The organism is uncultured Friedmanniella sp., from assembly GCF_964244005.1.
Taxonomy (GTDB): Bacteria; Actinomycetota; Actinomycetes; order Propionibacteriales; family Propionibacteriaceae; genus Microlunatus.
In genome coordinates this window covers 61,758-88,652 of sequence record NZ_CAXTHG010000006.1, presented here as the reverse complement: position 1 = coordinate 88,652, position 26,895 = coordinate 61,758, and the positions used below count along the sequence as shown (strand labels likewise).

Annotated in this window: 14 protein-coding genes; 3 read left to right on the top strand and 11 right to left on the bottom strand. The window is 69.8% G+C overall.

The window, feature by feature from the left end; all coding sequences use genetic code 11:
* Window positions 1–95: 95 nt before the first annotated feature.
* The gene (locus ACFE76_RS05595) at window positions 96–2,297 is read right to left on the bottom strand and encodes a UvrD-helicase domain-containing protein (protein WP_375430761.1); all 2,202 of its coding nucleotides are present in this window, start codon (window positions 2,295–2,297) and stop codon (window positions 96–98) included.
* Entirely contained in the window at window positions 2,294–8,572 is a 6,279-nt protein-coding gene (locus ACFE76_RS05590; RefSeq protein ID WP_375430760.1) for a DEAD/DEAH box helicase, read from the bottom strand. Before ACFE76_RS05590 ends, ACFE76_RS05595 begins: the two co-directional genes overlap by 4 nt.
* Before the next feature lie 799 nt (window positions 8,573–9,371).
* On the opposite strand from ACFE76_RS05590, the gene ACFE76_RS05585 reads away from it, so the two are divergent.
* Window positions 9,372–10,295, top strand: coding sequence for an IPT/TIG domain-containing protein (locus ACFE76_RS05585; RefSeq protein WP_375430759.1), 924 nt, complete (start codon window positions 9,372–9,374; stop codon window positions 10,293–10,295).
* Between the two features lie 346 nt (window positions 10,296–10,641).
* Here ACFE76_RS05585 and ACFE76_RS05580 read toward each other — a convergent pair whose 3' ends face one another.
* The 4 genes from ACFE76_RS05580 to ACFE76_RS05565 form a co-directional block, all read right to left on the bottom strand.
* Window positions 10,642–11,094, bottom strand: a complete 453-nt coding sequence (locus tag ACFE76_RS05580) for a nucleotidyl transferase AbiEii/AbiGii toxin family protein (RefSeq protein ID WP_375430758.1) — start codon at window positions 11,092–11,094, stop codon at window positions 10,642–10,644.
* Complete coding sequence (locus ACFE76_RS05575; protein ID WP_375430757.1) at window positions 11,091–11,483, bottom strand: hypothetical protein; 393 nt, start codon at window positions 11,481–11,483, stop codon at window positions 11,091–11,093. Before ACFE76_RS05575 ends, ACFE76_RS05580 begins: the two co-directional genes overlap by 4 nt.
* A 164-nt stretch (window positions 11,484–11,647) precedes the next feature.
* On the bottom strand, window positions 11,648–12,247 hold the full coding sequence (locus ACFE76_RS05570; protein WP_375430756.1) for a hypothetical protein: 600 nt from the start codon (window positions 12,245–12,247) through the stop codon (window positions 11,648–11,650).
* Window positions 12,248–12,299: 52 nt separating this feature from the next.
* Window positions 12,300–12,551 (bottom strand): type IV toxin-antitoxin system AbiEi family antitoxin domain-containing protein, encoded by a 252-nt coding sequence (locus tag ACFE76_RS05565; protein ID WP_375430755.1) that lies wholly within the window; start codon window positions 12,549–12,551, stop codon window positions 12,300–12,302.
* Window positions 12,552–12,806: 255 nt separating this feature from the next.
* Between ACFE76_RS05565 and ACFE76_RS05560 the strand changes: the two genes are divergently transcribed.
* On the top strand, window positions 12,807–13,829 hold the full coding sequence (locus ACFE76_RS05560; RefSeq protein ID WP_375430754.1) for a ParA family protein: 1,023 nt from the start codon (window positions 12,807–12,809) through the stop codon (window positions 13,827–13,829).
* 278 nt (window positions 13,830–14,107) lie between these two features.
* On the opposite strand, the gene ACFE76_RS05555 is transcribed toward ACFE76_RS05560, so the two are convergent.
* The 3 genes from ACFE76_RS05555 to ACFE76_RS05545 all read right to left on the bottom strand — a co-directional run bounded on the left by ACFE76_RS05555 (window position 14,108) and on the right by ACFE76_RS05545 (window position 22,425).
* On the bottom strand, window positions 14,108–17,569 hold the full coding sequence (locus ACFE76_RS05555) for a restriction endonuclease (protein WP_375430824.1): 3,462 nt from the start codon (window positions 17,567–17,569) through the stop codon (window positions 14,108–14,110).
* A gap of 1,235 nt (window positions 17,570–18,804) precedes the next feature.
* Window positions 18,805–21,639 carry an SNF2-related protein gene (locus ACFE76_RS05550; RefSeq protein ID WP_375430753.1) on the bottom strand — a complete coding sequence of 945 codons (2,835 nt, stop codon included), beginning with the start codon at window positions 21,637–21,639 and terminating at the stop codon, window positions 18,805–18,807.
* Window positions 21,640–21,741: 102 nt separating this feature from the next.
* A complete protein-coding gene (locus ACFE76_RS05545; RefSeq protein ID WP_375430752.1) occupies window positions 21,742–22,425 on the bottom strand; it encodes a hypothetical protein in 684 nt (227 codons plus the stop codon).
* Between the two features lie 380 nt (window positions 22,426–22,805).
* Between ACFE76_RS05545 and ACFE76_RS05540 the strand changes: the two genes are divergently transcribed.
* On the top strand, window positions 22,806–23,036 hold the full coding sequence (locus tag ACFE76_RS05540; protein ID WP_375430751.1) for a hypothetical protein: 231 nt from the start codon (window positions 22,806–22,808) through the stop codon (window positions 23,034–23,036).
* 463 nt (window positions 23,037–23,499) lie between these two features.
* On the opposite strand, the gene ACFE76_RS05535 is transcribed toward ACFE76_RS05540, so the two are convergent.
* Window positions 23,500–25,329, bottom strand: a complete 1,830-nt coding sequence (locus ACFE76_RS05535) for a right-handed parallel beta-helix repeat-containing protein (protein WP_375430750.1) — start codon at window positions 25,327–25,329, stop codon at window positions 23,500–23,502.
* Window positions 25,330–25,459: 130 nt separating this feature from the next.
* Window positions 25,460–26,818 (bottom strand): aromatic acid exporter family protein, encoded by a 1,359-nt coding sequence (locus tag ACFE76_RS05530; RefSeq protein WP_375430749.1) that lies wholly within the window; start codon window positions 26,816–26,818, stop codon window positions 25,460–25,462.
* Between the last annotated feature and the right edge of the window lie 77 nt (window positions 26,819–26,895).

The following is a 26,895-nucleotide window of genomic DNA, read 5'->3' as shown; positions in this document are numbered from 1 at the left end:
GCCTATGGCCCGCCTGCGCAGGTGGGAATTTATTGGGGGTTGATGGTCACGTGCTACGCCGAGCTCGTCGCTGATGGTTGTTCAAACTCATCGGACTACCGAACCAGCAGCGGGCTCGGCGTCTTAGTCCAGCTGACCACCAGCTCGTCCCGGGCGCGGGTGGCGGCGACGTACAGCAGCGACCGCTCGCGAAGGAGGGCGTCGGCCCGGTCGTCGTCGGAGTAGTCGTAGGCCGCGAGACCTTTGGGGACGGACGCCTCCGACATGCCGAACATCAGCACCTGGTAGAACTCGGTCCCCTTGGCGCGGTGCATCGTCATCACCACCGGCTCGCTGCTCGCGGCCGCCTCCCGCTCGACACCCCGTACGGTCACGCCGCGCTCGGCTAGGCCGGTGACCACCCGGTCGCGCTGGAAGCGGTCCCGCACCAAGACGGCGATGGTTCCGCGCGGGATGCCGGCGGCATCAGCCTGCTCCACCCAGGTCCGGACCAGGTCCGCCGCCTGCTGCAGCTCGTCGGTGAGGGACGCGGTCGGGGCGCGCCGCGGTGGTGGCCCGCTGCGCGCCGACCGGTACCGTGTGCTGTCCTCGGCGGCGTCCTCCAGGTCGGTGAACGAGCCTGCTTCCAGCAGCTGGACGGCGTAGGCCAAGTTCTCCGCCGTGGTCCGGTAGTTGAGGGTCAGTCGGCGGGAACGTCCTGTGATCCGCAGACCGTAGTGGCTCAAGGTCAGCCGGTGGCCGTAGATGCGCTGGTGGGAGTCCTCGGCCAGGAAGACGTCGTTGGCCCCTTCCGCTACGGCGGCCCGCACCAGCTGCCACTGCGCCGGGGAGAGGTCCTGGCCCTCGTCCACGAGCACGTGGTCGAACCATCGCTCACCGCCCGCAGCGGCCACCCGGGCCAGGTGGGCCGCCGCCAGCGCTGCCGCCTCCCCGAAGTCGACCGTTCCGGCTGCGCGGGCGGCCAGTCGATACGACTCGACCACCGACCAGACGACCCTGCGCTGACCGCGGCTCAGCCGCACCCCCCGTCCCGGGCGCCGTACCCGGAGGTAGGCCTCGAGATCGGTGATCCGGTTCGGCAGCACGACCATGGCGTACTCGGCCTCGAAGAAGGCGGGGCTCCGCAGGCTCTCCGGCAGTCCAGAGCCGGACTGCTCGACCGCCTCCCGCCACGCGGCGGCGGTGTCGGTCCGTCCGCTCACCCCGCTGCGGCTCGCCCCCAGCACGGCTACGGAGTCGGGTTCGAGGTCCTCGGCCTCGCGCAGCACGGCGGCGGCGAACGCGTCGACCCCGGTCACCGACACCCCGTGGTCGACCCGGCCGGTGCCGCGGGGCACCGTCGGGTCCAGCCGCACGAGGTCGCGCCCGAGCTGGCGGGCGAGGTTCGTGGTGTAAGTGGTGAGCAGGATCCGCGCCATGGGACGGGCTCGCGCGAGCCGTCGGGCCCGGTGCAGCAGGACCACGGTCTTGCCCGTGCCCGCCCCCCCAGAGAGCCGGAACGGTCCGGTCGTGTCGCGGTCGACGTAACCGCGCTGCTCAGGATGGAGGAAGACCCGCCAAGCGTCCAGGTCGCCGCCTTCGATAATCCGCCGCAGCTCCTCGTCGTCCTCGATGTAGGCGAAGGTGAGCCGGGCAGCCGGGTGCCGCAGGCCGGCAACCAACCGTTCCTCCTCGCCAGCGTCCCGAAGCTCGGGCGCCTGCGGCTGGAGGTTGAGCTTGTCCTGGACCTCGCTCAGCGACACCCCGGAGGCGAGGTCGACCAGCGCGAGGCCCTGCCACGGCGGGGCACCGGCCGCGAGGTCGAGCAGCTCGTCCTCGCTGGCCGCACGGGCTGCGCTCTCCGCCAGACGGGCACCCAGACCGAGCTGGCCGACCAGCTCGGCCACGGTGTACCCGAGGATCGCCGGAAGTTCGTCGACGGGTGCTGGGGGCGAAGGGGTCGAGGTAGGCGCCGGCTCGGCGGGCTCGACCATCCGGACCTCGGTAATCCCGTTCACCGGGTTCAGCGACAGTACCGACTTCTGGGCGACGGTGATGGCCTCGTCGTGGTTCCACACCCCCAGGAAAACGTAGAGCGGGCCGGTGCCCCCGTCGAGCTTGAACAGGACGGCCCGGTACTGCTGGTTGACCCGCCCGGTGCGCACGCGCGCGTCGGACGAGTGCGTGATCGGTTCGATGTGCAGGCCGGGCGTCGCGTCGTCGGTGGTCAGCTTTTCCAGAAAGGCGTAGGTGAGCTTCTGCAGGCTCGGGTCCAGCTTTTTGTCGGGCTTGGTCATCACCAGGGTGCAGGCGCTCACGGGCGCCCCGTCGTCGAGGCGAGGGCTGCCAGCACCAGCTCCGGGTCCGGCGCGACCACCGTCCAGCCGTCGCGGGTCAGCGTCTGCACGTCGTCCTCCTCCGGGTCGGTGAGTACCACCAGGTGGTGACTCTCCCAGGCCAGGTCAGCCGGGATGCGCGCCGCGCCGAACTCTTCGCCGACCTGGCTCGGCAACTCGGCCCCGGCTGCCGCGAGGGCCTCGATCAGGTCGCGGCCCCGGTCGTCGATCATCTCGGCTCGGACCGCGGCCCACGCCGGCTCAAGCCTGCTGGTCGCCGGAGCCGGGACCGACGCGACGTCCGGCGACTGTACGAGGATGCGCGTCGTGACGGTGGCCGCGATGGTGTGCCGCTGCAGGCTGTTGGCCAGGCGGAGCCAGTCCCGCCACGAGTCGGGGAAGTCGGGCTGATGCCGGGCTGGGGGCGTGTCGTCGAGCACCGCCGCGACCTCAGTCCGGACCGTGCCGCCGGCGGCGGTCAGGCGGACCAGCACGGTCAGGGCGCCGCGGCGCCAGAGCAGACCGCTCGACGAGCCCGAGGGCGCCGGCCGCTCGGCCTGCAGATCGAGCGCCGCCCGGTCCAGGGCGGCGTCCGGGTCGAGCGAGACCGGGGTCGCCCCGCCCGCGAAGAGGTAGGGGAGGACGTCGGCCAGGGCCCGCTGCCGCGCGTCGTCCGGCTCCAGCAGCCAGGTCCGCAGGAAGGCGAGGGGTCCACCGGTCAGCTGCTCCTGGACCCCCACCACGGTCGGGGCGCGGCGGACCAGCACCGGCCAGCTCTCGGGGGAGTACCAGGTGGGCGCAGTCGGCTCGCGCAGGTCGGCGGCGGTGATCGAGAGGACGAGGTGACCGGCCGCCGTTAGGTCGCTACGCAGCCGGGCGTCGGCGCCGAGGTCCCGGTCGGGAGCGGCGTGGAACGCGTACCCGTCGGTGAAGATGACGACCGACGGCAGCTGCGTGTCGGTGCTCCGCAGCACGAAGTCCGGGCGCGCCTGCCCGATCGTCACCTGAGGTTCGAGCAGCCACGTCCGCCCGCCACCGGTGCCGTGGAACGTGACGTGCAGGGTGTTGCCGTACGCGTCGGGCTGCTCCGTCACCGTCCCGGAGAGTTCGCGGACCAGCTGGAGAAAGGCTTCGCGGAAGTGCTGTTCCAGGTGAGACTCCCAGGAGCTGGCTGGCGCGGGAGCCTCGGTGGTGCACACCCAGGTCATCGTCTCCGGCGGCTCGTCGCGTCCGGAGCCGCCGTTCAGGATCGCCCGCAGGTGTCGCTCTGCCGCGGCCCGCGACACGGCGTCGGGTCGTCCGGCGGGCGCGAAGGGCAGCAGGCAGCGGTGGCAGGCGAGCCGGCCCTCGCCGGCGCACGGACAGGCGGCCACCACCTGCCAGGCCTTCCGCAGCAGCGCCCAGACCCGTTCGGGTACGGCCAGCTCGGCCAGGTAGCCGGTACCGCCCCGGACCTGGTCGTGCAGCAGCAGCGCCTCCCGGTTGTCCCCGCCGAGCACGGGGTCGATGGTCGGGACGACACGGATGTGGTCGGGGGAGCCGCCAAAGCTCTCGCGCAGGCCGAGCAGCAGGGCCGCGGCGAGGCTGGGCAGCGCGAACGCGTCGCCCAGGCTCACCGACCAGGGCAGCGGGATGACGACCCCCTGCGTCACCAGGGTGCGGGTGAGCAGCACGGTCTCGGTGTGCTCGTCGGTCGAGGTGCGGTAGCGGCACCAGGCGCGGTGCTCGTCGGGCCGGTTGGCGCGGCTGGCGCGGTCGAGCACCCCGCAGCCGGCGCAGACCCGGAAGAGGTTGCCGGGCTGACGGTCGCCGGCGATGGTCCGCGGGGTGCCGAAGCCGACCCTCGGTCCGACGTTCAGCCACCGGATCGTCAGCGACCGGAAGTAGCGGGCGCCGAAGGCGTACCCGTCGACGAACCACTGCCCGGCGAGCCCGTCGGGGTCGGCGTCGACCGCGGTGAGCACGGTGAACCGCGCCCGGCGGCGCTCGTCGCTGCGGTCGCTGATCCGGGCCTCGTCGCGGTGCGCCTGGGCAGAGACGCGGGTCAGCTCGACGGCGTCGAACCGCTGCTGGACGTCGGTGACGCTGGTGCTGCTGCAGCGCGGGCAGGCGCTCGCGACCGTCTCGGTCGGCGCCGCGAAGCCGCAGGCGGCACAGAAGGACCAGCGGGTGACCGCGCCGCCGTCGACGCCGAGGTCGAGGGCGTCGATGTCGATCTCCAGGCCACGGGCGTAGAAGGTGGCGCCGGGAGCGAACTCGCTCAGGGCCACCGCCGAGCTGCGCTGGTGGCTGCTGGTCATCGAGTCGTACTGCTGGGTCTCGGGGTCGAGCCAGCTCAGCGCGACGTCGAGGGTGACGCTGTCGTCGAGCAGGGTGTAGTTGGGCAGCAGACCGTACTCCTCGAGCACACCCACCCAGTACCGCCCACGCAGCACCCCCAGTGCTGCACCGGTCTGGCGGAGCGCGCTGCGGGCGGCGCGGGCGGCGCGCTCGTCGTCCTCGGTGGCCGCCGGGGAGTGCTCGCGTTGCTCCAGCTCCGGTAGGGCAGCCCGGATCGCCACCTCACGGTCGTCGAGCCCGGCCACGGCGGTGCGCCAGCGGAAGGAGGCGTCCTCCACCTGGCGGGCCAGGCCGCTGTTACCCCGGGTGCCGTCCGCCACCGCCCAGCTCCGCAGCGAAGCCGCGGATTCGTCGGTCAGCTGGGGGAACCGGCGCAGGAATCGGTCGAGCAGGCGATCCGAGTCGGTCTCGGCGTAGTGGGTCAGCTCGCCCAGGAACGAGCCCGGGTCGGCGGAGCCGAGCGCGAACGGCGCCGTCCGCGGGTGCGGCCGGTCGTCGTCGCGGGCGAAGTCGTCGACCAGCGAGGCCAGGTACTGGCGGCGCAGGATCTCCTCCGCGTCCAGGTAGGTGGCCGGGGGGCGGACGGGGCCGTCGATCATGGACAGCGGGTCGCCGAGCTGAGGCAGGTGCTGGCCGCGTCCGGTCACGAAGGCGAGGTTGAGGCTGTTGCCCGTGAGCCGGCCGGCCCGCCCGATGCGCTGCAGGTAGGACGCGACGTGCCGGGGCAGCGACGCGAGCAGCACCGAGGACAGGTCGCCGATGTCGATGCCCATCTCCAGCGTCGGCGTCGCTACCAGCACGTTCGGCGCGCTCGGGTCAGCGCCGCCGGCCTTGAAGCCCGTCTCGTACGCCAGCCGGACGCCGGGCTCGAGCATGGCCGAGTGTTCCCGGGCGACGATCCGCTGGGGATCGCTGGCGGCGTAGAGCCGGCGGTAGTAGTTGTCGGTGACAGGCGCCTCGACCAGCCGGCCGCCGCAGCGCACCAGTAGGCAGGGCGCGCCGCGCAGCTGGCGGACCACCGCCGCGCTGCCGGCCTGCTCGGTCCGGCACAGGGAGCAGACGAGGCGGTGGTCGCCGCTGGAGGCATCGGGGCCCGTCCCGTCGACCTCGGCGCTCGCCACCAGCACCCGGTCCGCGGGGATGGAGTAGACGGTCGCCTGGCTGCGGGTGGTGTGAGCCTGCAGGATGCCGTCGCGGTGCAGCCGCTCCAGCAACGCCCGGGCCAGCCGGGCGCCGTGCCCGGGAGGTACGTCGAGCACCCGGGCGGTCCAGCGGGCGTACCAGCTCTGTGGGCTGGTCACCGCGTCCAGCAGCGGGTCGCCGCGTTCCAGTCGTGGCCCGATCCTGGGGAAGGCGGGAGCCGTCCGACCGGTGGGAAAGGCGGGCATCCCGTGCTCGCGGGCTCGTCCGCCCCAGATCCGGTAGCGGCTGCCGTCCTCGTCGAGGTAGCCCCCGAGCCACTGATGGAAGATTGCCCCTTGGGTCCGCAGGTGCTCCAACGTCCCCCTAACCCAGGCGGTGACGGCTGTGTCATCGGCTGCCGTCAGCAGGGTGCCCTGGTAGCCCGCTTCCTCAAGGGTGCCGCGTCCGGCCGCCGCGAGCTGGTCGGCCGGCCCGGCGTCCACCTCGGCGACGACCGAGCCGGTCACCTCCAGGGTGCGGCCGATGCGCGACTGAACGCCGAACTCACACGCCAGATCGAACAGCAGCCGCAGCCGTACGTCGTCGCGCGTCCGCTCGGGGATGGACTGCTGGCTCTTCACCTGCCAGAACGGGTCGAACCCTTGACGGCCGATCAGGTCGGGGGCCAGGAGTCGGTAGCGGCGGGACGGGTCGTCGCCGGCCTGGGCGATGATCGTGTCGACCAGCTGGGGCAGCGTGGTCGGCTCGGAGGCGGTGGCGGCTCGGATGGCGGCCCGCAGGGTCAGGGTGTACGACCGGCTCTCCACGAAGCCGGCGCGGTGAGCCGCGTCTTGAACGCTGTCGGTGAAGACAAGGGCCTTCTTTTCCCGACGGTCCAGGTGCGGCGCCCCGAAGAGCGATGAGAGGCTCACCGACAACAAGGTGGCGATGGCTGAGCCGAGGAAGCGGATGCCGTCGGGCTGGTCGCAGGCCGGGCACCGGTCGCGGCGCGACTCTTCCTCGGGATCGTGGACCAGGGTCAGCACCGGTAGTAGCCAGCCCTCACGCAGGTCGTCATCGGCCGCCGCCGGCTCATGCGGGCTGAGCTCGCGAGTCCGGGTGTTCAGCCAGGCCATTCCTTCGGCGGCCGCCTCGGCAGCCGCTTCTTGGGGAGCGTGCAGCAGGGCGCGGAACCGGCCCTCGCCGGCGGCGTGGTGGCCACGGATGTCACGGTCGTCGGCGGCGAGCCCGCTCCCGGTCGGCGCCAGCTCGACCCCCCAGCCGGAACGGCCACAGTGCCGGCAGTAGACGGCTGGAAAGGTGGGTCGCTCGGCAGCGGCGCCGAGGAGGTCGCTGGCGCTCACGCCGCCGTCGTCGCTCCACCGGTACGCCGGCAGGCCGGCCGCCACCCGATCTATCCGGGTCAGCTCCCGCACCCACAGGTGGGTGTCCACGCTGATCTCGTCGCGACCCGTGGTGGCCCGGACGTGGCTCAGGCAGGCGATCAGGAAGCTGACGAAGAGCTGCGCCTCGGCCGGGTCCTCGTCGCTGCCCAGAACGGCAGCGGCCAGGTCGTCCAGGCTTCGGGGCTTGGCAGCTGCGGCGACCAGCGTGGCGAGCTGGGGATGGCCGCGGACCAGGTCGCTGGTCGGCAGCCGGGCGAGGTCGGCCGACGGCTGGCCGTAGAGGTGCTCCAGCACGACCTGGGCGAGGGCAGCGCCGTCGGCCTCGGTGGCCGCGCACGCCCGGTTCAGTTCCGCGACCGCGGCTCCGGCCAATGGAGTCGGGCTCAGGGCTGCCGCGGCCACCCGCGTCGACGCGCCGTCGCTCCACTCCTCGGCGGTGCGTCGGGATTCGGTGACCACGCACGAGCGGTCGAAGGGCACGCCGAACACCGTGGTCGCGAAGGAAATCATCGCCGCCGGATCGCCCGCGTCGCCGAGCGTGGCGGAGGTCGCCACGGGGACCAGACCGGCGAGCGGTTCATCGTTGCGCGGATCGTCGGCGTCACGTCCGTGCTCGAGGGCCAGCGCCAGCCGCCGGAGCAGCATGGCCACATCCGTGCCTTGGGCGCCGTCGTAGGTGTGGAACTCGTCCAGCACCACGTAGGTCAGGCTGTCCGCGCTCTGCTGCCACAGCGCCTGGTCCTCATGCCGCAGCAGCAGCTGGTCGAGCATCTTGTAGTTGGTGAGCACGATGTCGGGGGCGGTGTCGCGGATGATCCCGCGGTCGGTGATCAAGCTCTCGCTGGTCACCATCGTGCGATCGGGCCCGGAGTCACCGATGAAGAGGGCGGCGGTGACGGCAGCCAGTCGGGGGTCGGCTGCGAGCAGAGCGGCGAGGCGTCCGGCCTGGTCGGTAGCCAGCGCGTTCATCGGGTAGAGCACCAGTGCCTTGGTCCCAGTCACTCCCGCTGCCCGCGCCCGCAGCACGTGGTCGATCAGGGGGTAGAGGAACGCCTCGGTCTTGCCGGAGCCGGTTCCGGTGGTGACGAGCGTGGGCTCCGGCGCGGTCAGCTTGCTGCTGAGCCGGGCGAACGCTGCGGCCTGGTGGCCGTACGGGACGAAGCCTTCCGGCGCCCAGTCCAGCGGATCACGCCAGCCGGGCCCAGCCGGCCGGAAGGGCAGCCGGAGGCGCACGTACGGGCCCTTGAAGATGCCCTCGGTCACGTGCCGCAGGAAGTCCTCCAGCGCGGCCCGGGCGTCGGCGTCGACCAGGGCGAAGGTCGTCGTCAGGAAGTCGACCAGCCCGTCCTGCAGGTCGAGCGCCTGGACGGTGGGCAGTAGCTCGCTCACGTGGTCAGTCCTTCGGCACTACCCCAGCGGGCCCATCGGTCGACCTTGGAGCATCGGAGCCACGCAGGCGTCAGGTGCTTCTCGTCCGCAGCAACCGGACCGATGTGCACCAAACCTCCATGCGTGTAGTTTCGTCATTGACGTTGAGGGTCAAATGTAACGGCGTCGTCACTGCTGGTCCGGTCAGACGGACCTCGAACCGGTCAGTCTCGCGTCTGACCAAGCCTGGGTGGCGACATCGGGCGGAGCGGCGGCACCGACCGCAGTCCTGATCATGACCCTGACGAAGTGTGACGACTAGCTAGGCGAGGGGTAATTACAACCAGGCATTGCCCTCCGCACCGCTTTCCCAGCGCCGGATCGATCTGCCGCCCGACCACCGCGCTGCTCGTCAATAGTTCGGTACTCGGTGCAGCCAAGCGCCGACCTGTTGGCTCTGGCGTCCCCGGCTCCCAGGACCGGTACGGCGAAGCGGTTGGGGAACTCCATCCGACGCCGACGCGCCTCTAATGGCGATCGCGTGCCTGAGCTGATCTGACGGCGCACGCTCGAAATCATCGATCCACCTGCGCAATGCCGCGCTTGCCCACCTGACAAGACTCCGAGCGTGGAGGCAAGCAATCAAGCCGATTCCGCGGCGCGGCCGCGCACGCTACAATTGCATCGCGCCACTGGCTTAGGCTTCCGCGGGGGAAAAGAGACGACGATGCGGCCGAAGGTACTGATCGTCCTTGTATTGCTGAGCTGCCTGCTCTCTGTGGGGGTCGCGGGTTCAGCGGCCGCGGCCTTGCCTCCCACTGTGACCACCATGTCTCCGAAGCGTGGTTCCGAGGTGGGTGGAACGACCGTGACAATTACCGGCAGCCATCTCAAGGGAACGACGAAGGTTATTTTCGGCGACGTTGCGGGCACTTCCTTGACCCGGGTTTCGGCGACCGAGCTGATGGTCAAGAGTCCGCCGCACGCGGCAGCTAGAGTGAAAGTCGTCGTCATGACGACGGCAGGTAGATCTCGCAGCTCGGCCGCGACAGAATTCAGCTACGTCAAGGTGAATAGCCCCATACCCGACACGTCGTCTGCCCTCACCTCGATTCTCCTCTGGCTCGGCTTACCGTCGCTCCTAATTCTCGCGGTCGCAACGGTCCTGGCGATGTATTCATGGTTTGGTCTTGGAAGGAGCGTGCTTGGGTACACGCGTACAGCGATCGGTGAGGTCCGAACAGCGGTGCGATCGGGAACGAGCGCTCTTCTCCGTCGTGTCGTTCGGTTCTCAACTCTAGGTGGGTGCCTAATTGCAACGAGTTTTGCTATATCGCAACTCGCACAGTTGATGCTCGCTCCGGGCGGTCCGGCATATGGGAGCTTTTACCGAACCGGAGATGTGCTATCAACCGCGATTAACTATTCCCTTTGGAATCGTCCGACCGTTGCCGTCGTCCTCGTGGTGACGCTAACGTTCTTCGGCGCGCTTGCTAGCGGCGTGACGGGAAACGCTCGCTACGGCGCCCTTACTGGACTCTGGGTGCCTGTGGCCCTTGCCTGCACAATCCTGAGCGTGATGGCCGGGATTGCTGGAACCATTGTACTAATCGCCGGGCTTACCGATCCGAGCAGCGGATACACAAGCGATATGGCTGAGCTTTACCTCGCCTGGGTCGTTCTTCTGCTTGGCTGGCGGTGGCTGAGCCGAGGCATCCGAGCGATGGTCGGTCGGTTCGACTAAAGGGGCTCTTCGTACCTGCGGTGAGGCGGGCGTGACACGCCGGTGGGAATTGATGCGCTGGGTCGGGGTCCTTGCGGAAGAGGCTTGCTTGGTCGCTACCGATCCTGAGGACCCCGACCCTGACCTCACCTCACCGCAACCAGCTCCACCGGCGTATCACAACCGCCCCCACCGCAGGTAACGAAGAGCCAGATTAGGGCTAGATTAGGGCCGGTCGGCCGCACTTTCGGAAGGCGCCGTCCGGTCGTCGTTCACCATGACGAAACCCGGTCGACGCGTTACGACCAGGCGAGGTGCACATGCGACCAGGCTTTACCGTCGGCATCGCTGCCCAGCGCCGGCTCAATCAGCCGTCGGACGATAGCGCTGGCCAGGTCGACAGTGCGGTAGCCGGCGCAGTAGGCAAAGAGTTGCTGAGCTTGCCGTAGCCGGCTCCCCAGGAAGCCGGGACCGCGAAGTGGGCGGGGAGGTCTATCTGACGCCGACGCGCCTCGATGGCGATCGCGCGTCTGAGAGCGGAGCCGTCAATGTCGTGAGTTGTCGCGAACACGACGAGGTCAACGAGGTCCTTCTCCCGGCTGGAGGGTCGCTCACCGTACGTTGTCATCGTCGCGCAAACCTTGTCGGCGATCTGGTCGATGACCGGGTAGAGGCGATATGGATGGGTCGCCAGTCGCGGCAGGTCCAGTGCACCCCCGGGACTGGCCGTCGTGATCTCGCCGGTGACGCCTACACCCACCGCCAGATCGACCTGAAGCGCTCCTCTCCCGCTCAGGCCGATGTAGATCGCGAACGTCACCCGACAACCGTCGGTGTAGGGCTGCGTGTTGTCGTCAATCGAGCTGGTGTGGCTGGCGTACTCAAACCTGAAGTGGTCTCGAGGTCGATCGCGGCCAGACGAATCAGGTCATCGAGGGCTTGCGCAAGGGTGTGCTGCTGGCGATACAGATCGATGTCACGGGTCGTTCGGGTCGACGGTACGCGAGCAAGGATACCCATCCGGCCCTTGAGTATCCACTCGGAGTCGTCGCCTCCGGAGAACACGCGGCTGAGAAAGCGGTGGAAGTATTCCAGTGATATCCGCTGGTTGACGTTCAGTGACGGACCGGCGGCCGACGCTTTTCTCGCAGCGTCTTTGATCGCCGCCTCGACGCCTGCGGCCGTCGGGTAGATGGCGTCGTCAGTCATCCACGTCCGTCCGCTGCGCCTCGCGGGTGCTATTGAGTGTTCCGCGATTGAGCGCGATGGCATCGCTCAGAGTTTTCCGTACGCCCGGGTTACTACAGTCATGACGTCGCTGCTCGTGAGCTGCTCAGAGAGAGTTCTGGCAAGCTCGTCAACGCCTGGTCTCTCTATGAGCCCGGCTCGGATGGTCTCACCCAGTTGGACAGCCTGGGCGCCAGAGCTTGGTGGAGCGTCGCGGCCATCTTCTTTTGGACCGGGCGCATGGTTTTCTGTATCTCGGGAGTCATCATCAGACGATTGATTCCAGCCTTGCTAGGGTCACCGCAGAACCTTTCGGCAACGCGTGGGCCGAGGGCGGTGTCTGCGTCCAGGCCGGCGATCTCCATAAGCTGATCGAGGAACGCTAGTCCGTCGTCCTTCGGAAGCCCGTGCCGCCCGGCGAGTGGTGCGAGCAGTTCCTCGAGTCGGCGAAGGTCGAGGCTGCCCTTGCGCGATGCATAGCCCAGGACATCAGCGACGAGGCTGAGGTCATCCACCTCTTCGACGAGGTCAGCGACAGTCCGCTCCATCGTCATCGCCGGCAGTCCCCCGACGAGCGTCACATCCCGTGAGTGAAGGACTCGTTGCCGATAGCGAATCTCCGTCCGCTGGCTCTGTCGCCGCCTCGGTGCGACGAACTCGTGCCGGCTGGCCCACAGGTCGCCGATGTGGTGCAGGTGAGCGGCGGAGACGCCGGCGACGACGACCTCGTTTGAGCGGTCGCGCATCCGTTCCTCGCCCAGCTTTGCCGGATCAGTGCTGAGCCAGGCGGCACGTAGGTCATCGAACGGGTCGCCCGGGGGTACCGGAGTGCATGTAGACCCCGTGGGCGAGCCGCTTGAGGTGCCCGCCGTCAACGAGCCGCGAGAGGTCAACCCGCGTGATGTCGAGGGTGCTGGCTTGAGCGGTGGTCACCATGCCCCACTGGTAAGCCGTGATCTCGGCTAGTAGTCGTAGGGCAGCCTTGGCTTCATGCTTGCAATGAATCAAATCAATGTTGCATACCAAGAACAGTACGCGAATCTGGGTCACGGTGACTCTCCGCCGGATGGCGGGAGGCGTGGCGCAGATCCTTGAGCCGCCGGCCGTCACCAGCCGTCGTTTCCCGCGTGCCCGGCGACCGCACGTCCGGCGCCGGACGGTGCCTCGACAACCCGTCCGTCGAACCGGACGAGCGCCGAGCGCGCTCCGAATTGAGAGGCGAGGCGATGGCGGCCTAACGGGCCACGATCTACGTCCAGATGGTACGTTGGCCTCGTCCAAATTGTCCTCACTGGAGGTATCGCCATGCCGATGAAGTACGCGTTCTGGAACAACAAGGGGGGGACCGGGAAGACGAGCCTCTGCTTCCAGGCCCTCACGTTCTACGCCTACCAGAACCCCGACAAGCGCATCCTGGCGATTGACGTCTGCCCTCAGGCGAACTTGTCCGAGCTGCTCCTCGGCGGACTCACAGGGAAGGGAAGCGACGTTCTGCTCGCCCGACAGAGCGAACCGACGCGTCGGACAATCGGCGGCTACTTCGAGCTGCGCCTGCCGAACCCCTATACCCCGCCCGTCATCGACCCGAAGGCGTACACCTGCCGCCCCGTGGACTACAACACCATGATCCCTGAGAACATCGACCTCATCGCGGGGGACCCCATCCTCGAGTTGCAGAGCAACGCGGTGTCCACGCTGGCCAACAACCAGATCCCCAGCACCTCACCGTGGCTGCGCGTGATCGACTGGATTCGCGACCTGGTCGCTGCTATCGGGGACGAGTACGACACGATCTTCATCGACGCCAACCCCTCCTTCTCGATGTACACCCAGATTGCGCTCGCCAGCGCCGATCGCCTGGTGCTTCCGGTCATGGCTGACGACTCGTCGCGGCGCGCGATCCAGAACGCCTTTTCGCTCATCTATGGGCTGAGGTTGCCGTCGGCGATTTACACGCAGTACGCGTTCGCGACGAGGTTGCAGGCGGAGGGTCGAGAGCTGGCGAAGGTCCACGTGATCGCGAAGAACCGCCTGACGCAGTACGTCGTGTCGGCCTCCGCCTACACTGCAGTACTCAGTTCGATCGACACCGACGTACAGAATCTCCTCGCTCAGAACCCCGGCATGTTCTCGGCGGCGCAGACGCAGGACGTGATGGTGGAGATCCGGGACTTCCAGACCGCGGGCGTCGTGTCCTTCGCGCGCGGCTGTCCCTTCTACGCGCAGACTGCCGGTCGCAAGGAGGTCATGGGTAAGCGAGTCCGGGTAAAGGCTGAGTATTTGCAGAACTGCGTGGAGTCAGTCCAGAAACTGGTGGACACGCTCTGAGAATAGGACTAGATATCGGGCCTGCCGTTCGGCGTAAGTCCAGAGTCCCGCAGGCCGGCGTGTCAGATATCCCAGAGGCTAAGGAAAGCGCTGATCAGCCTGCCATTGCCGTCCGACTTGGCCAGAGTCGGGGTGGAATGGGCGGACGGTTTGGGGGGATGCGAGCCGATCCCCTGCTTTCGAATCGGTTTCGAACCGTTCAGGTGATTTGGGCAGGCTGGCGATAGCCTCAGCCTTTCCGGTAAGTCGTAATGATCTTGGTCTGGACGGCTGGCCGGTCACCTCCGTCCGCTCGGCCAACGACGCTCGAATTCCGCGTACGCCCGGCGCAGGTCGGCCTCGCGGTCGAGGATGCCGTATGGCAGTTCGTATGCGTAGGTGAAGCCGGCGCCGTTGGTGTGCGTGCGCTCGTCGGCGCTGATCCGTTCGCCCTTCGCGCGCCAGACCTTGAGGACGGCGTTGGGCACGATCCGACCGAGCGCGTCGAAGGTGTACTCGTCGTGGTCGTAGCCGTAGAGGACGGCGAACTGGGTGCGGTAGACGGTGCACAGCTCGTCGGCGCTGACCCCGAGCATCAGGGCCACCAGCGCGTCGATCTCCACCTGCGCCTGCCGCCGGTCCGCTGCGATGCGCAAGGGGGTGGCGGGGGTCCAGTGCGGGCCGATGTCGCCCAGCGCTGGCTGGTTGGGGCGGGGCCGATCGTCGGTCCACGCGTCGGCGGCCAAGGCCGGGTCGTAGCAGTCGTGCCAAAGGTTGGCGTACGCGTCGGTGACGCAGTTGAGGCGGAGGGTGCGCAGCCGTGTGGCCGGTAGCAGGGCATGGCCGGTATGCGGCCGGGGCAGCCGTGCGACCGTCACCGGATAGATGTCACCCTTGGGTGCGCTCCGGACCGCGAAGTCGGCCAGCACAGTCGACAACATGGTCTGCAAGTCGACAATGTGCTCAGGTCGTCCGTTGCTCGACGCGGCCGATGCGACGGCATTCACGTGCGCGGCGCCAGGGGGAATTACCGCCGCCAGCAGGGTCCGAGCACCAGTATTGGCCGCCATGCGGCGCCAGGCCACGCGGTAGTGGTCCCGGGCGGCGGTGCCGTCCCAGTGGGTGTAGTCGGCGTCGTAGCGGGCGCGGCTGCCGGCGGGCTTGTAGGCCGTGACCGGGACAGCGTCCGGGGCCAGCTGCTCGAGGTCCGTCGCGGTCCAATCCAGGTGGTGCCGCATCGTCGCGTTCGGCTGCTTGTAGAGCGGGGTGTTGACGAAGAGGTGCGGTCCTTGAAGGATCACCTCGCGCAAGTCGACCGGCGTGCCCCACTGCTGGACGAACCGGCCCGCTTGACGGTCGTTCTTCTCGTGCCAGCCGGCCGAGAACTGCAGTCCGAGGTCACGGAGCCGGGGGGACGCGGCCAGCACCGACAACACGTGGGCGACCGACCGGTTGACGGTGTAGAGCATTCGGGTCTGCTCGACCGGCACGGCCTCGGTCTCCAGCACCTCGTGCCAGGTCCGCAGCACCTCGGGAGTAACCCGGACGATCCGGCTTCGATGGGGCCGCAGATCCCAATGACCATCCGGGTCCTTGAAGCCGGGCTCGGGTCCACTGCCGTCGTGCCGCAGCGAGCGCGCCACCGTGTCGGGGTGGTAGAGCGACGTGGCCTGGAGAAAAGCGGGATCGCGCTCCGATCCGAAGACGCTGACCCCCCAGTGCTTTTGGTCTTGAATATCGAAGAGCAAGAGCTCGTTGATGAACTCCCAGTGCCGACGCAGCTGGCGGTAGCTCGCGGCCCGAAAAGCCCCAGCCCGCTCGTCGGTGAAGTGGGTCTCGTAGTGGATCAGCACCGATGCTCCGCCCGGGCTGATGTGTCGCCAGACCTGGCTCATGAAGCAGCGGTAGAGGTCGGGCTGGGTGCCCGCGAGCAGCGGATAGTCGACCGGCGACCCGACGAACTCCGAGAGCCCGGCGACGTCGGTCACGCCGGCGATGACCAGGTCCACGACCCCAGGCAGGTCGAGTGTTCGCTTGCGCTGCTCGGCCCGCTCGATCTCGCTCGGCTTCAGCGCGAGCTGCCACCACGGGTCGCCTTCAGCCAGCAGGGCGTCGATGTCAGTCGTCGGCCGTACCCAGGGCGGGTTGCCCAGCTGGAGGTCGAAGCCGCCTCGGCTGAACACCGTGGCGAAGTCGAGCTCCCAGTGGTAGAAGCCCTGCCGCTCGGCCACCTCGGCGCAGACACCCAGCCACGGGTGGGCGGCGAGCACCTGCTCGACTGGTTGAGCGTGGGCGAAGGCGAGGTCGTCGGCCTCGGCCTGGGCCAACGCCTCCCAGTCGCCGCTGGCAGCCAGAGTGTCCTGGTTCGTCCGGCGCAGCCGCTGCGGGTCCCGACCCAGCAGGCCCTGAAGTGCCTCGACCCACTGCTCCAGGCTGGGCGGGTCCACCCGGGTGGCGGCCTCGCGCTGAGAGCCATGCACCGGCCAGAACCAGAGCGCACACCAGGCGTCCATCACCCGGCGCAGCCGCCGGTAAGCGCCGTTCGGGTCGGCCAGCGACGCCTCGATCGCCTCCCGCGACACCTGGCTGCCGTGCGGCTCGAGATCGCGCCCCCAGACCGCGAGGTCGCGGCGCGACTCCGCCTCGGCGATCCGCAGCCGCCGCAGCGCCAGCTGCCACAGCACCTCGGCCCGCCGGCTCAGGTCGACCAGCCGATCCAGCTGGACCTTCGTCGGGGTCTTGCGGATCGTCCGGCGCCAGCGCCGCACCAGCGCGGTCACCTCAGGGGCCAGCTCCCGGGCCTCCTTCGCCTCGGCGGTCGCGCCCCAGCCGGCTGCGGGCAGCACGAAGTGGTGCACCCGGCCGCCCGGCACGCCGGACGCCTGGTCCGGATCGGTCGCTACGGCCAGGTCGGTGAGGGGTACATCGGCCGGCGGTGTCGTCAGCCACGAGCGGTCGTTCACCGCGGCCCGGGAGTAGACGGCGTGCCGGGCGCCGACCAGGGAGTTGCCGCGACGCAGCCGCAGCCCGAACCAGGGCGCCTGCAGACCGCTAGCCATCGTGTCCAGCCAGAGCGAGATCTCGGCCAGCTCGACGGCCGTGGCGTTCAGGTCGACGCCGTAGACCTGGTGCAGCGCGAGATAGGCCTTGACCCGCTGCAGCTCCTGCGGGTAGTCCTCGGCCGGGATCTGCTCACCGGTCTCGGCTTGGCGCCGGGTCAGGTACTGCGCGGCCAGCTGCCGGACGGCCTCGATGGCGAAGGCGCCGGAGCCGAGCGCCGGTTCGCACACGGTCAATCGCAGGACCTCCGCCGCCGTCATGACCCGGCCGTCCGGATCGAGCAGCTCCTCCAGTGCCTGGCCGACGGTGAAGCGGGTGAGCACCTCTGGGGTGTAGAAGGACGCCGACTGCTGGCGTTCCCGCCCGGACAGCCGAAAGACGAAGGTGCCGCGTGAGTGCAGCACCGGCCGGCGCTCGCCGGTGTCCGGGTCCTCCTCGCGGACGAAGTCCTTGGCGGCGACGGCATCGGCCCGGTCGACCGGCACCACCCAGGAGCCCTTCTCGGCGTTGCCGTCCCGGGCCACCTCGTAGAGGTCCTCGGCGGCGAAGATGCCGGTGTAGGACATCAGGCCCTCGTACACCGCCCCGAGCTGGTTGATCCCCAGGTCGACGTAGGAGATGAAGCCGCGCTGGCGTCCGCGCGGTCCGCCGCGGCCCGAGGTCTTCTTGGTCAGCAGCAACGACTCCAGCACCCGCTGCATCGCCAGGTTACTCAGCCCGACCGCGTCGATCAGGGCGGTGGCCTCGGGTCGGAACAGGTCCGCGCGCAGCGGAGAGATCTCCAGGCCACCTGCGGGTCGGCGGCCGTCCACCAGCTCGAAGAGCAGCGTCAATGAGGCGTACAGGTGGGTACCGGCGCGCGCCTGCGGGGTGGCCGGCTCGGTCAGCACCAGCTCGCGCAGCCGGTCCAGGCTGTAGCCCTGCTCGTACTCGGGCACGCCGGTGGGCAGGACCCCGAGCTCGGGCGAGGCCTCGGCGTACAGCAGGAAGAGGATGCGGTAGAGGAAGCGCAGGGCTTGGACGGCCAACGTTTGAGCCTGGTCGGCCGGCAGCGGGTCGAGCCCCTGCTCGGCGCGGCGGGCGACGACGTCGTTCGCGATCACCTCGATCGAGCGTCGGACGCCCTCGCGCAGGTCCTTGCTGACCCCGACCGAATGCTTGACCGAGTCGGTGAGAACGCCGCTCCACCAGATCGCGCCGTCGGCGTCGGGAGCGAGTGAGGTGGCCTCGACGCAGGTCAGGGCGCGGTCGATCTCACCGCCGCGCCGGGTCTCGTGGCGGGCGAGGACGGCCTGCAGGTCGACGGCGAGGTAGCGGCCTTCGGCCCACCGGCTCTCGTCGGTGACGAACAGCCAGCGGCCGGCCTGAACCAGAGCGAACGTCGGACCGTCGTCGGCCAGGAACAGCCGGAACAGCAGCGCGGCGGCGGAGAGGAGGGTCTCGCCGGTCTTGCTCTGGTCAGGGTCGAGCTGGTCGGGGTCGAGCGGGTACGGCGTCAGCAACGTGTCGGCGTGCCGGTCGAGCAGGTCCTCCACGGCCTCCAGCGGCCTGGCCTGCACGATGACCAGCGGCTCGCCGACCACCCCGGGCGTGCCGTACAGAAGCGCCGGGCCCTGGCGGCGGACGCGGTACTCCCCGGTGTCGTAGCCGAGGATCGTGCGGACGTCGGCGTACACCGCCGCGATGACGTCGGTGGGGGGAGCGTCGTCGGTGTGGCACGCCGCGAGGCCGGCCGCCAGGTCGGACCGTCCGGCCAGGAACCGGGACCGGGCGGTCGGTGCCTCCGCAGCGTCCCAGGCGCGGCGGCGTTCGCCGACCCGGGCACCGAAGGACTCGCCCTTGGTGTCGGCGGTGAAGTAGTGCTCGCTGATCCACTCACCGACGACGACCAGGGCGTCTACGCTGGCCTCCGCCTCGGGCGGGGTCTCCGGCGTGCTCACTGCTCGTCCTCCGGGACGACGACGAGCAGCGGTCGGACGAGGCGGCGGTCTGGGGTCAGTTCGGCGACCAGCCGTTCCTCCTCGGCGACGCTGCCGCGGTGCTGGCGCAGGCTGCTGCGCTGGACCAGGGCGTCCGCTTCCTGCGCCCAGGCGCCGGCCCGCTGCTGCCAGGCGGTGAGCCGCGCACGTGCTGCGCTGTCGGCCTCGTGAAAGAGCTGCTCGAGCTGCTGCTCGCCGGCTCCGACGGCGGCCACGAGCAGCGGGGCGAAGCGCTCGGGGTCGGCGACGGCACCCGGGTTGTGCTGGCCGGCGCGGAAGCCGACCGTCTCGGCGAGCTCGGCCACCGAGGCATACGCGGTGGTCGGGGCAAACGTGGTCACGGCCGGGTTGGGGAACTCGACGGCCAGGTAGCCCGCCGCCACCACCTGACCGCGCCGGTTGGTCAGCGTGCCGAGCAGCAGCACGGTGGGGTGCGCGACGTCGCCGCGGACGACGAAGAGCTGGCGCCGGGACAGGGTGGCCAGGGCGCGGTCGGCCGCCCACTCGAGCACCGGATGCAGGGGACCGAGGTAGGAGGCTTCGGGCCAGCCGTGGCCGCGGGGGTCGTTGAGTGCCTCGGACAGCGCGGCCCGGCCGCGCAGCTGGGTGGTGGCCAGCATCAGGTCCTCGTCGATCCGCCGCTCCCGGAGGTAGACGCGCGGCAGTACGCGCAGCCGCTGCTTCAGGTCGACCGGCGGGATCAGCGAGACCAGCCCGTGGTCGGCGTGCTCGCGCCACCGCACCCCGCCCGCGAACGGCTCCGCGTCCGGAGTGGTGAACACCTCGACCAGTGCGTCGCGCAGAAAGTCGACGGGTCGGGCGTAGAGCGAGGCTGCCGGTGCGGGCTGCTGGCCTGACGCCGGCGAGTATTGGGCGGGCTGGACGGCGGCCAGCTCGGCCAGCAGGGCCGCCACGGGATCGTCGAGGGTGGCGGTGTCGACGTCACGGACGACGTCGTCGAGGGACTGCCGCCCGGCCAGCACGCTCAGGATCTCCGACTCCTCAGCGCGCACCGAGTAGCGGCCCATCAGGCTGGCGGCGTCCCCGAGGGCCGCGTGCGCCTGGGCCTCCTTCTCCAGCAGCCGGGCCAGCACCCGGATGTCCCCGGCAAAGCCTTCGGTCGACGGGTTCAGCAGCAGAGTGGTGATCTGTGGTGAGTGCCGCTGGCCGTAGCGGTCGATCCGCCCGTTGCGCTGCTCGATCCGGATCAGGCTCCACGGGATGTCGTAGTGGATCAGCTCGTGGCACTGCGCGTGCAGGTTGACGCCCTCGGAGGCGACGTCGCCGGTGACGAGCAGCCGGGTCGGTGAGCTGCCCTGCTTGAACGACTCCACCACCTCCTGTTGGGTGGTGTCGTCGAGCCCGCCGTAGAGCACCGCCACCGCGTCGTCGGGCAGCCGCAGGTCGTGCCGTAGGCGTTCGGCCAGCCAGCCGAGCGTGGCGACTCGTTCGGCGAAGACGACCCCGCGCGTCGGCGACGAGGACCCGACCCCGATCTCTCGCAGGTAGTCCAGCAGCCGGCCGTACTTCCCGCCACGGCTGGTGAGGCACGCCTCGTTGAGCTCCTGCAGCCGATCGAGAGCGACAGCCTCCTCGCCGACGGCCTTGGCCCGCCGGTCGTTGACGGTCTGGGCGAGCGCGGCCGGTGACGACAGGAAGGCCTTGGCCAGCGTCCACGGGAATAGGCCGGCGCCATCGCCCACCGAAGGCGCGCGGCCGCCAGCGGGGTGCAGCCAGACCGCGTCGAGCTCACGAGCCACCGCGTCCTCGGCCGGCGACGGCGTGACGACAAAATGCTGAGGCTCGCACCGTTCGGCCCAGTCGGCGCCCACCACGTCGGCGACCTCCGGGCTGTGCCGGTGTCGGCGGACGACCAGTCGGGCGACCTCGTCGTGGATCAGCTCGCCGGTCGGGTCTACGGCCGTAGGTTCCAGCAGCCGGACGAGCTCGGCGAAGGACTCCTTCTGCCCGTTGTGGGGGGTGGCGGAGGCCAGGATCAGCGCGTCCGTGTTGGGCGCGAGCACCCGGGCGAGCCGGTTGTTCTCGGTCTGGGAGTTGGTGACGTTGTGCGACTCGTCGATGACCACCGCGTCCCAACGGTGCCGGCGCAGGTCACTGGCAAAGCGGCCCTGCTTGAGGGTGTCGATCGAGATGATGACCCGCTTGAAGTAGGTGAACGGGTTGCGGGTCGCCGGCAGCACCTGCTTGACCCGCTGCACCCCCACCGAGTCGAGCCGGACGAACGGCAGCGCGAAGCGGGTCCAGAGCTCACGCTGCATCTGCTCCAGCACGTGCCGTGGGCAGACGATCAGGATGCGCTCGCCGCGTCCGCGCCGGGTCAGCTCGGCCAGGATCATCCCGATCTCCAGCGTCTTGCCCAGTCCGACGGCGTCCGCGAGCAGGATCCTCGGGCGCAAGTTGTCAGGGTCGAGGGCCTTGGTCACGGCAGCCCGTTGGTACGCGAGGGGTGTGGCCAGCGCTTCTGCGGAGACGGTGAGCGTCGGATCGCTGAGCGGAACGGGCGTCTTGCGTGCCGTCGCCTCCAGCCAGAGGCGGGCTCGTCGGTAACCGGGGGAGTCGTCGCCGACGAGCTGAGCGTCCCTCGGGTCGGACACCTCGACGTGGTCGATATTGTCGTAGAAGGTCGCGCTGGTGCCGCGGACCAGCTCGGACAGCCCTTGGACCGACAGCAGGGTGGCGTCGTCAGTCGTCTCCATCGAGGTGACGAGCCACTCCTCGTCGCGGACGATGACCACCGAGCCCGGGGCGATCGTGGGGGAACTGCTCGTCACAACGGCGTCGATGCCCCTTCTGCTCGCCCGAGAGGCACGACGCTACTACGGCCGCTCCGGGCCGGTGATGCTGACGGGCGACGCCTGACGCCAGAGCGGTCGTCAGGAAGGAACGGTCGTCACCGCTTGAGGATTGTCGTCAACGATGACCGGGAATGCTGTGGTGGCGGCTCGTCCGACGGCCCTGGTCAGCGTGCTGTCGATCGCACCGGAGGCAAAACCACCCAGCAGGGGGACGCCTTTGGCGAGGGTCAGTGCCGAGCGCTGAGTGCCGTACTTGGCGAGCAGCATGAAACCGGCGCGCCGATTCAGCTCCCGAATCAGCGTGATCGGGATCGCCTTAATGGCTTGCTTTCCGACCTCCGTCCCTACCTTCACGCCGAGGGCGGAGAGCGCTGCCTGTCCGCTGCTTCCAGCGGCCACCATCATGCCGACGGTCTGCGTGTGGGGGTCTTCGAGCTCCCACTCACGAAGGTGCGCAATCGCTCCCACCATCCTGAGGTTGATGACAAGAGCACCGGCCAGACTTGCCGGCAGGGTGACCGGCAAAGTGATCAGGCCACCGACGCCCGTGACGAAGCCGCTGGTGCCTGACGCCAAGGTCGACTCGTTAATGATGCGGCTAATAGCGCGCTCCGGGTCGCCCCACCGACGGAGCCGGTCCTCCGCATAGGTCCGCGATCCTGTGATCGGGCCGACGCCCTGCTCGAACGTGCGCGTCACCAGACGCTGTACCCAGCCCGCTCCGCTCGCATGCACGAGGTCGTCAGTGTCGTTGTCAGCCACACATTGAGCCTCTCATGGGCGAACGGCGTTCGCGTAGATTACAAATTCTTGAACGTGCGCCATGGTGTTGTTCATTGGCGGGATTACCTCGAGCGTCTCTTGAGCAAATTGCGACATGCGACAACGTCATCCCGTGGCGACGTCTTGATGTGTAGGCGCCGCCCTTGCTGGCTAGGACGGTCGGGCCCCCCAGGAGCGCGACCGCAGTCGGCGCGTTCGAAGTAGCTACGACTAGGACCTCCTGGGACGATGACGAACCCGGGTACGCGCACGGCTCTGGGGCTGGCGGCCCTGCTGACGTTCACCGGGACGGTGCACCTGGTGCGGCCGAACGTCTTCGACGCGGCACTGCCGGACTGGCTGCCGGGGACGAAGCGGGCGTGGGCGGTCGGGTCCGGGGTGGCCGGCTGGGCGGGCTCGCCACCGCAGCCCTCTTCGTCGGCGTGTTCCCGGGCAACGTGCACATGGCGCAGCGCGCGAACACCCCCAAGCGACGGCTGGCGACCGTGCTGCGGCTGCCGTTGCAGGTGCCGCTGCTCTGGTGGGCCTGGCGCGTGGTCCGCGACAGCGAGGCCAGACCAGCCACTGGTCACGGCGCTGGTGTGGAATGACCGGATGACCCCGGCCTACCTGGGCCTCGACGCCGGCAGCTCCACGACCGTCGCCCTAGTCGCCGACGCGACCGGAACGATCCTGGGCCGCGGGCCGCGGGCCACGGCCTCAGCCGCGCCGCCTTTCGGGCGGTGGTGGACGCCGACCTCGGCCTGGGACCCGAGACCGCGTTGACCGAGGAGCTGCTGCGGCTGTTCGGCTACGCCGACGTCGGGCCCTGCTGCACGCCTTCACCCGCCGTACGGGGGGCCGGCCGGAGCACGACTTGGTGGCGGCCGCCCGTTCGGTGCTGCTCGACGCCCTCGCCGAGGGCGGGGTCACGCTGACCCAGGAGATCCACGACCGGGTGCTGAGCACCTCCCACCCTGCCGACTTCCTCCTTACCTAGCACCGACTTGTCAGGCGCTGGTGGTCGTTCTGGCGACCACAGACGCTGACAAGTCGGGTAGGTCGAGAGAGGGCTCAGGAGACTGGGCGGTCCCAGGCGCCGAGCCGCTTGACCCCGGCGCTGCGGCCGGCCTCGGCGGCCAGGTCGGCCGGCAGGGCCTGGGCGACCGTGCCCGACTTGGCGCTGATCACGCTCTTGACCCGGTACGCCCGGTCGACAGGGGTGCTGAGCAGGGCGTGCACGCTGGCCTTCTCCTGGCCGGTGGCGGCGCGGAAGCGGTCCAGCTGGACGAACCGGTCGGGCTGGGCGCCCTTGTGGGCCCAGACCACGGTGGCCTGCGGGACGCCGAGGGCGGTCTGGGAGTAGGCGTTGCCGTTCACCGTGATGTCCAGCTTGTCGGCGTCGAAGGCGTGCTCGAAGCTCTCGACCGCGAGGACCGTGCTCGCGGTCTTGCCGGCAGCCAGCACGTTGTTGCTGACCGAGCTGTGACCGATCACCCACGGCATGCTGCGGTCGGGCTGGGGGCGGCGCTGGTCGTGGCCGGCGGTGCCCAGCTGGGTGATCCGGCGCGAGTCCTGAGCGAAGGCGACGGCGCGACGGTTGGCCACGATCGTGTTGTTCCAGATCCGGACGTGGTCGGTGTCGGTGACCATCACGCCGTCGTAGGCGTTGTGTGCGATGACGTTGTCGGTGACCGCGGCGGTGGAGGAGATCTCCAGCAGCATGCCGTACCGGGTGCCGTTCAGGATCTCGTTGCCGGTCGCGGTGATGTCGTAGGTGGACTCGTCAGCCCAGAACTGGTTGCCCTTCGTCCGCAGGATCTCGCTGTCGCGCAGGGTCACGCCGCGGGTCCGGGTGATCTTGACGCCACCGGCGCTCGGGCCCGGGTTGAACAGCTGGTCGTTGCTGTCGGTGACCGAGACGTTGTCGAGGACGAGCCCGTCGGCGTAGCTGGCCTGGATGCCGATCTGGCCGCTGCCGTCGACGGTGGTGTTCTTGACGGTCGAGCCGGGCTTGTAGAAGCCGAGGCCGCCGGTCGCGCTGTCGAGGATCGTCATGTTGTCCAGCGTCATGGTGGGGTAGTACGCGGTGACGACGCCCTGCTGCCAGACCGAGTTGGCGTAGCGGCGGATGCCGAAGCCGCGCAGCACGGTGCCCGGCGCCCGCAGGGAGAAAGCGGTCTGCAGGTCTGAGGCCCGTACCTTCGTGGCCGTGGGCTTGCTGCCCAGCACGAGCTGGTGCTTGGACTGGTCGACGTAGAAGGTGCCAGCCTTCACCAGGCTGCGGCTCTTGACCTGGGTCAGCTCCTTGGTGCCCAGCCAGACCATGTCCGGGTGCGCGGCCATCGGGTGCTTGGCGTTGACGAACTGCCAGCCGGTGGCCTTGCCGTCCGGGGCGCCCTTGACGTAGGTCGGGCTGGCGTCGAGCCTGACGTTCCACGGCGCCACCCACGCGCTGCCGCTCTTCGTGAACCCGGTCACCTTGCGGGTGCCGTCGAACCAGACCTTCTCGCCCGGGTAGGGCTGGATGGTGGCCGCGTGGTTCGGCGGGACGATGACCGACTCGTGGTACGAGCCGGCCCGCAGGACGACCGTGCCGCCCGAACGGACCCTGGTGACCGCCTTGGCGAGGGTTCGGTACGGCTTGGCCAGGGTGCCCGGGTTGGTGTCGCTGCCGGCCGGGGAGACCACGACGGCGTCGGTGGGCACCGGGTAGCGAGCGCTGCCGACCGAGCCGGCGCCGTGAGAGACGTGCATCGCCGGCGTCGTCGTGGCGGCGCTTGCCGTTGTTGTGGTGGCGCTGGCCGAGGTGATGAGCAGCGGAGCGGCGGTGGCCACCACGGCGAGCGTGGCGGTCAGGCCAGCCTGCAGCAGGCGGGGGCGGCGAGCAGCTGAGGAGGACATACCTCGAGTCTGGTTTCTGCCGTGGCGGATCAGCAGAGCAGAAAGGACCCCGCCCTGCAGCCGGAAGTCCCCGCTCGGAAGGCCCTTCGACGGCCGGGCCCGGGACTTTCGGTCACGATGAAGGGCCCGCTCAGCCGGGTGGGTCCCGCGGGGGCGCCGGCGGTCGCGGCCAGACCCGGCCCAGCCCCCACCACCCTCGACGGCCGCGTCGGCGGCCGGAGGCGTCGTCGCCCTCGGACGCCCGGTAACGGGTGAGCCACGCGGCGGTGATGGGTTGCAGGAACGCGGGGTCGAGCTGGCGGGGGTCAGCGGGGACGGGGTCGAGCTGCAGCAGGATCTGCTCCACGGCCGCCAGCACCGACCCCTGCAGCATCCACAGCGGGGTCTGGCGGCGCGGGTCGACGTCGAGCAGCAGCAGCTCGGTCAGGACGGCCCGGGTCTCACGGACGGCGTCGGCGGTCCGCGCCACCATCTCGTCGACGCGGTCCACCGAGGCGCCCCCGAACTGGGCGCTCACCAGGTCACCGGACCCGCGGACGGCGTCCGCCACGTCGTCCAGCACCACCGCGAACGCCCGGCGCAGCTCGGTGTCGGCCGGAGTGTCGGTCGACCCGTCGTCGGAGGACTCGCGGCCGATCACCACGACCAACGCGCGTTCTGCGGCCAGGCAGCAGTCGAACCGGTCCAGCGCCGCGCGTAGCCCCGGATGGATCTTGGCCGCGGCCAGGGCGCGGGCGTTGAGCCGGCGGCTGTCCTCGACCGCCTGGACCGCGCCCGCTGCGGCGTCCACGTCGTGGTCGATGTCCTCGATCCACTCGATCCAGGCCCCCACCTCCTCCGGGTGCGGGGACCGGTCGGCGAGGGTGAGCGCAACCTCGTCCAGCAGCGCCGCCTGGGCGTGTGCGACCCGGCGGACGGCGCTGGTCGCTCGCGCGCTGGGGATGGAGACCGGCACCAGCACGCTGAAGCCGATCCCGATCACCGTGCCGATCAGCGTGTTGAGAACCCGCCCCTCGGCGGCCATCTCGGGCGCGGAGACGGCCAGGATGAGCATGGCGCTGATCGGCGTCTCCAGCGACTGGTCGCCCAGCCGGAGCACCCGGGCCAGCACCAGCGAGGCTGTGATCACCAGCGCGAGACTCCACCACGACAGCCCGATGGTGCTGGCGAGGCCGACCGCCACCAGCACCCCGGTGAGCACCGCGCCGACCCGGACGAGACCCATCTGCAGCGTGCCGACCGTCGAGGCCTGCACCACCAGCAGGGCTGTCAGCGGCGCGGTCAGGTCGAGTATGCCCGGCCTCACGAGGTCGGCGACCAGGTAGGCGACCACCGCAGCGATGGTCAGCCGGCCGATCTGCGCAGTCGCCGGCCGTAGCCGGGCCGGCACCTCGCTCCACGAGGTTGGGTAGGACGGCCACGCCCACCACAGGCCTTGGCGCAGGCTCGACCGCAGCCGCGCTCGTACCCGCTGGGACCGCTCTGCCACGAGGTCAGTGTGGCCGGTCTCGCGGGTCCGGGCGGGACGGGGTGGCGGGTCAGCCGCTGATGGATGCTCCGCAGATC

What these genes read in the sequence shown, in the direction of transcription:
- ACFE76_RS05575 (WP_375430757.1), bottom strand. Translation starts at nt 11,483, where the DNA reads ATGACTGACGACGCCATCTACCCGACGGCCGCAGGCGTCGAGGCGGCG.
- ACFE76_RS05570 (WP_375430756.1), bottom strand. Translation starts at nt 12,247, where the DNA reads ATGCGCGACCGCTCAAACGAGGTCGTCGTCGCCGGCGTCTCCGCCGCT.
- ACFE76_RS05560 (WP_375430754.1), top strand. Translation starts at nt 12,807, where the DNA reads ATGCCGATGAAGTACGCGTTCTGGAACAACAAGGGGGGGACCGGGAAG.
- ACFE76_RS05555 (WP_375430824.1), bottom strand. Translation starts at nt 17,569, where the DNA reads ATGCAGCGGGTGCTGGAGTCGTTGCTGCTGACCAAGAAGACCTCGGGC.
- ACFE76_RS05535 (WP_375430750.1), bottom strand. Translation starts at nt 25,329, where the DNA reads ATGTCCTCCTCAGCTGCTCGCCGCCCCCGCCTGCTGCAGGCTGGCCTG.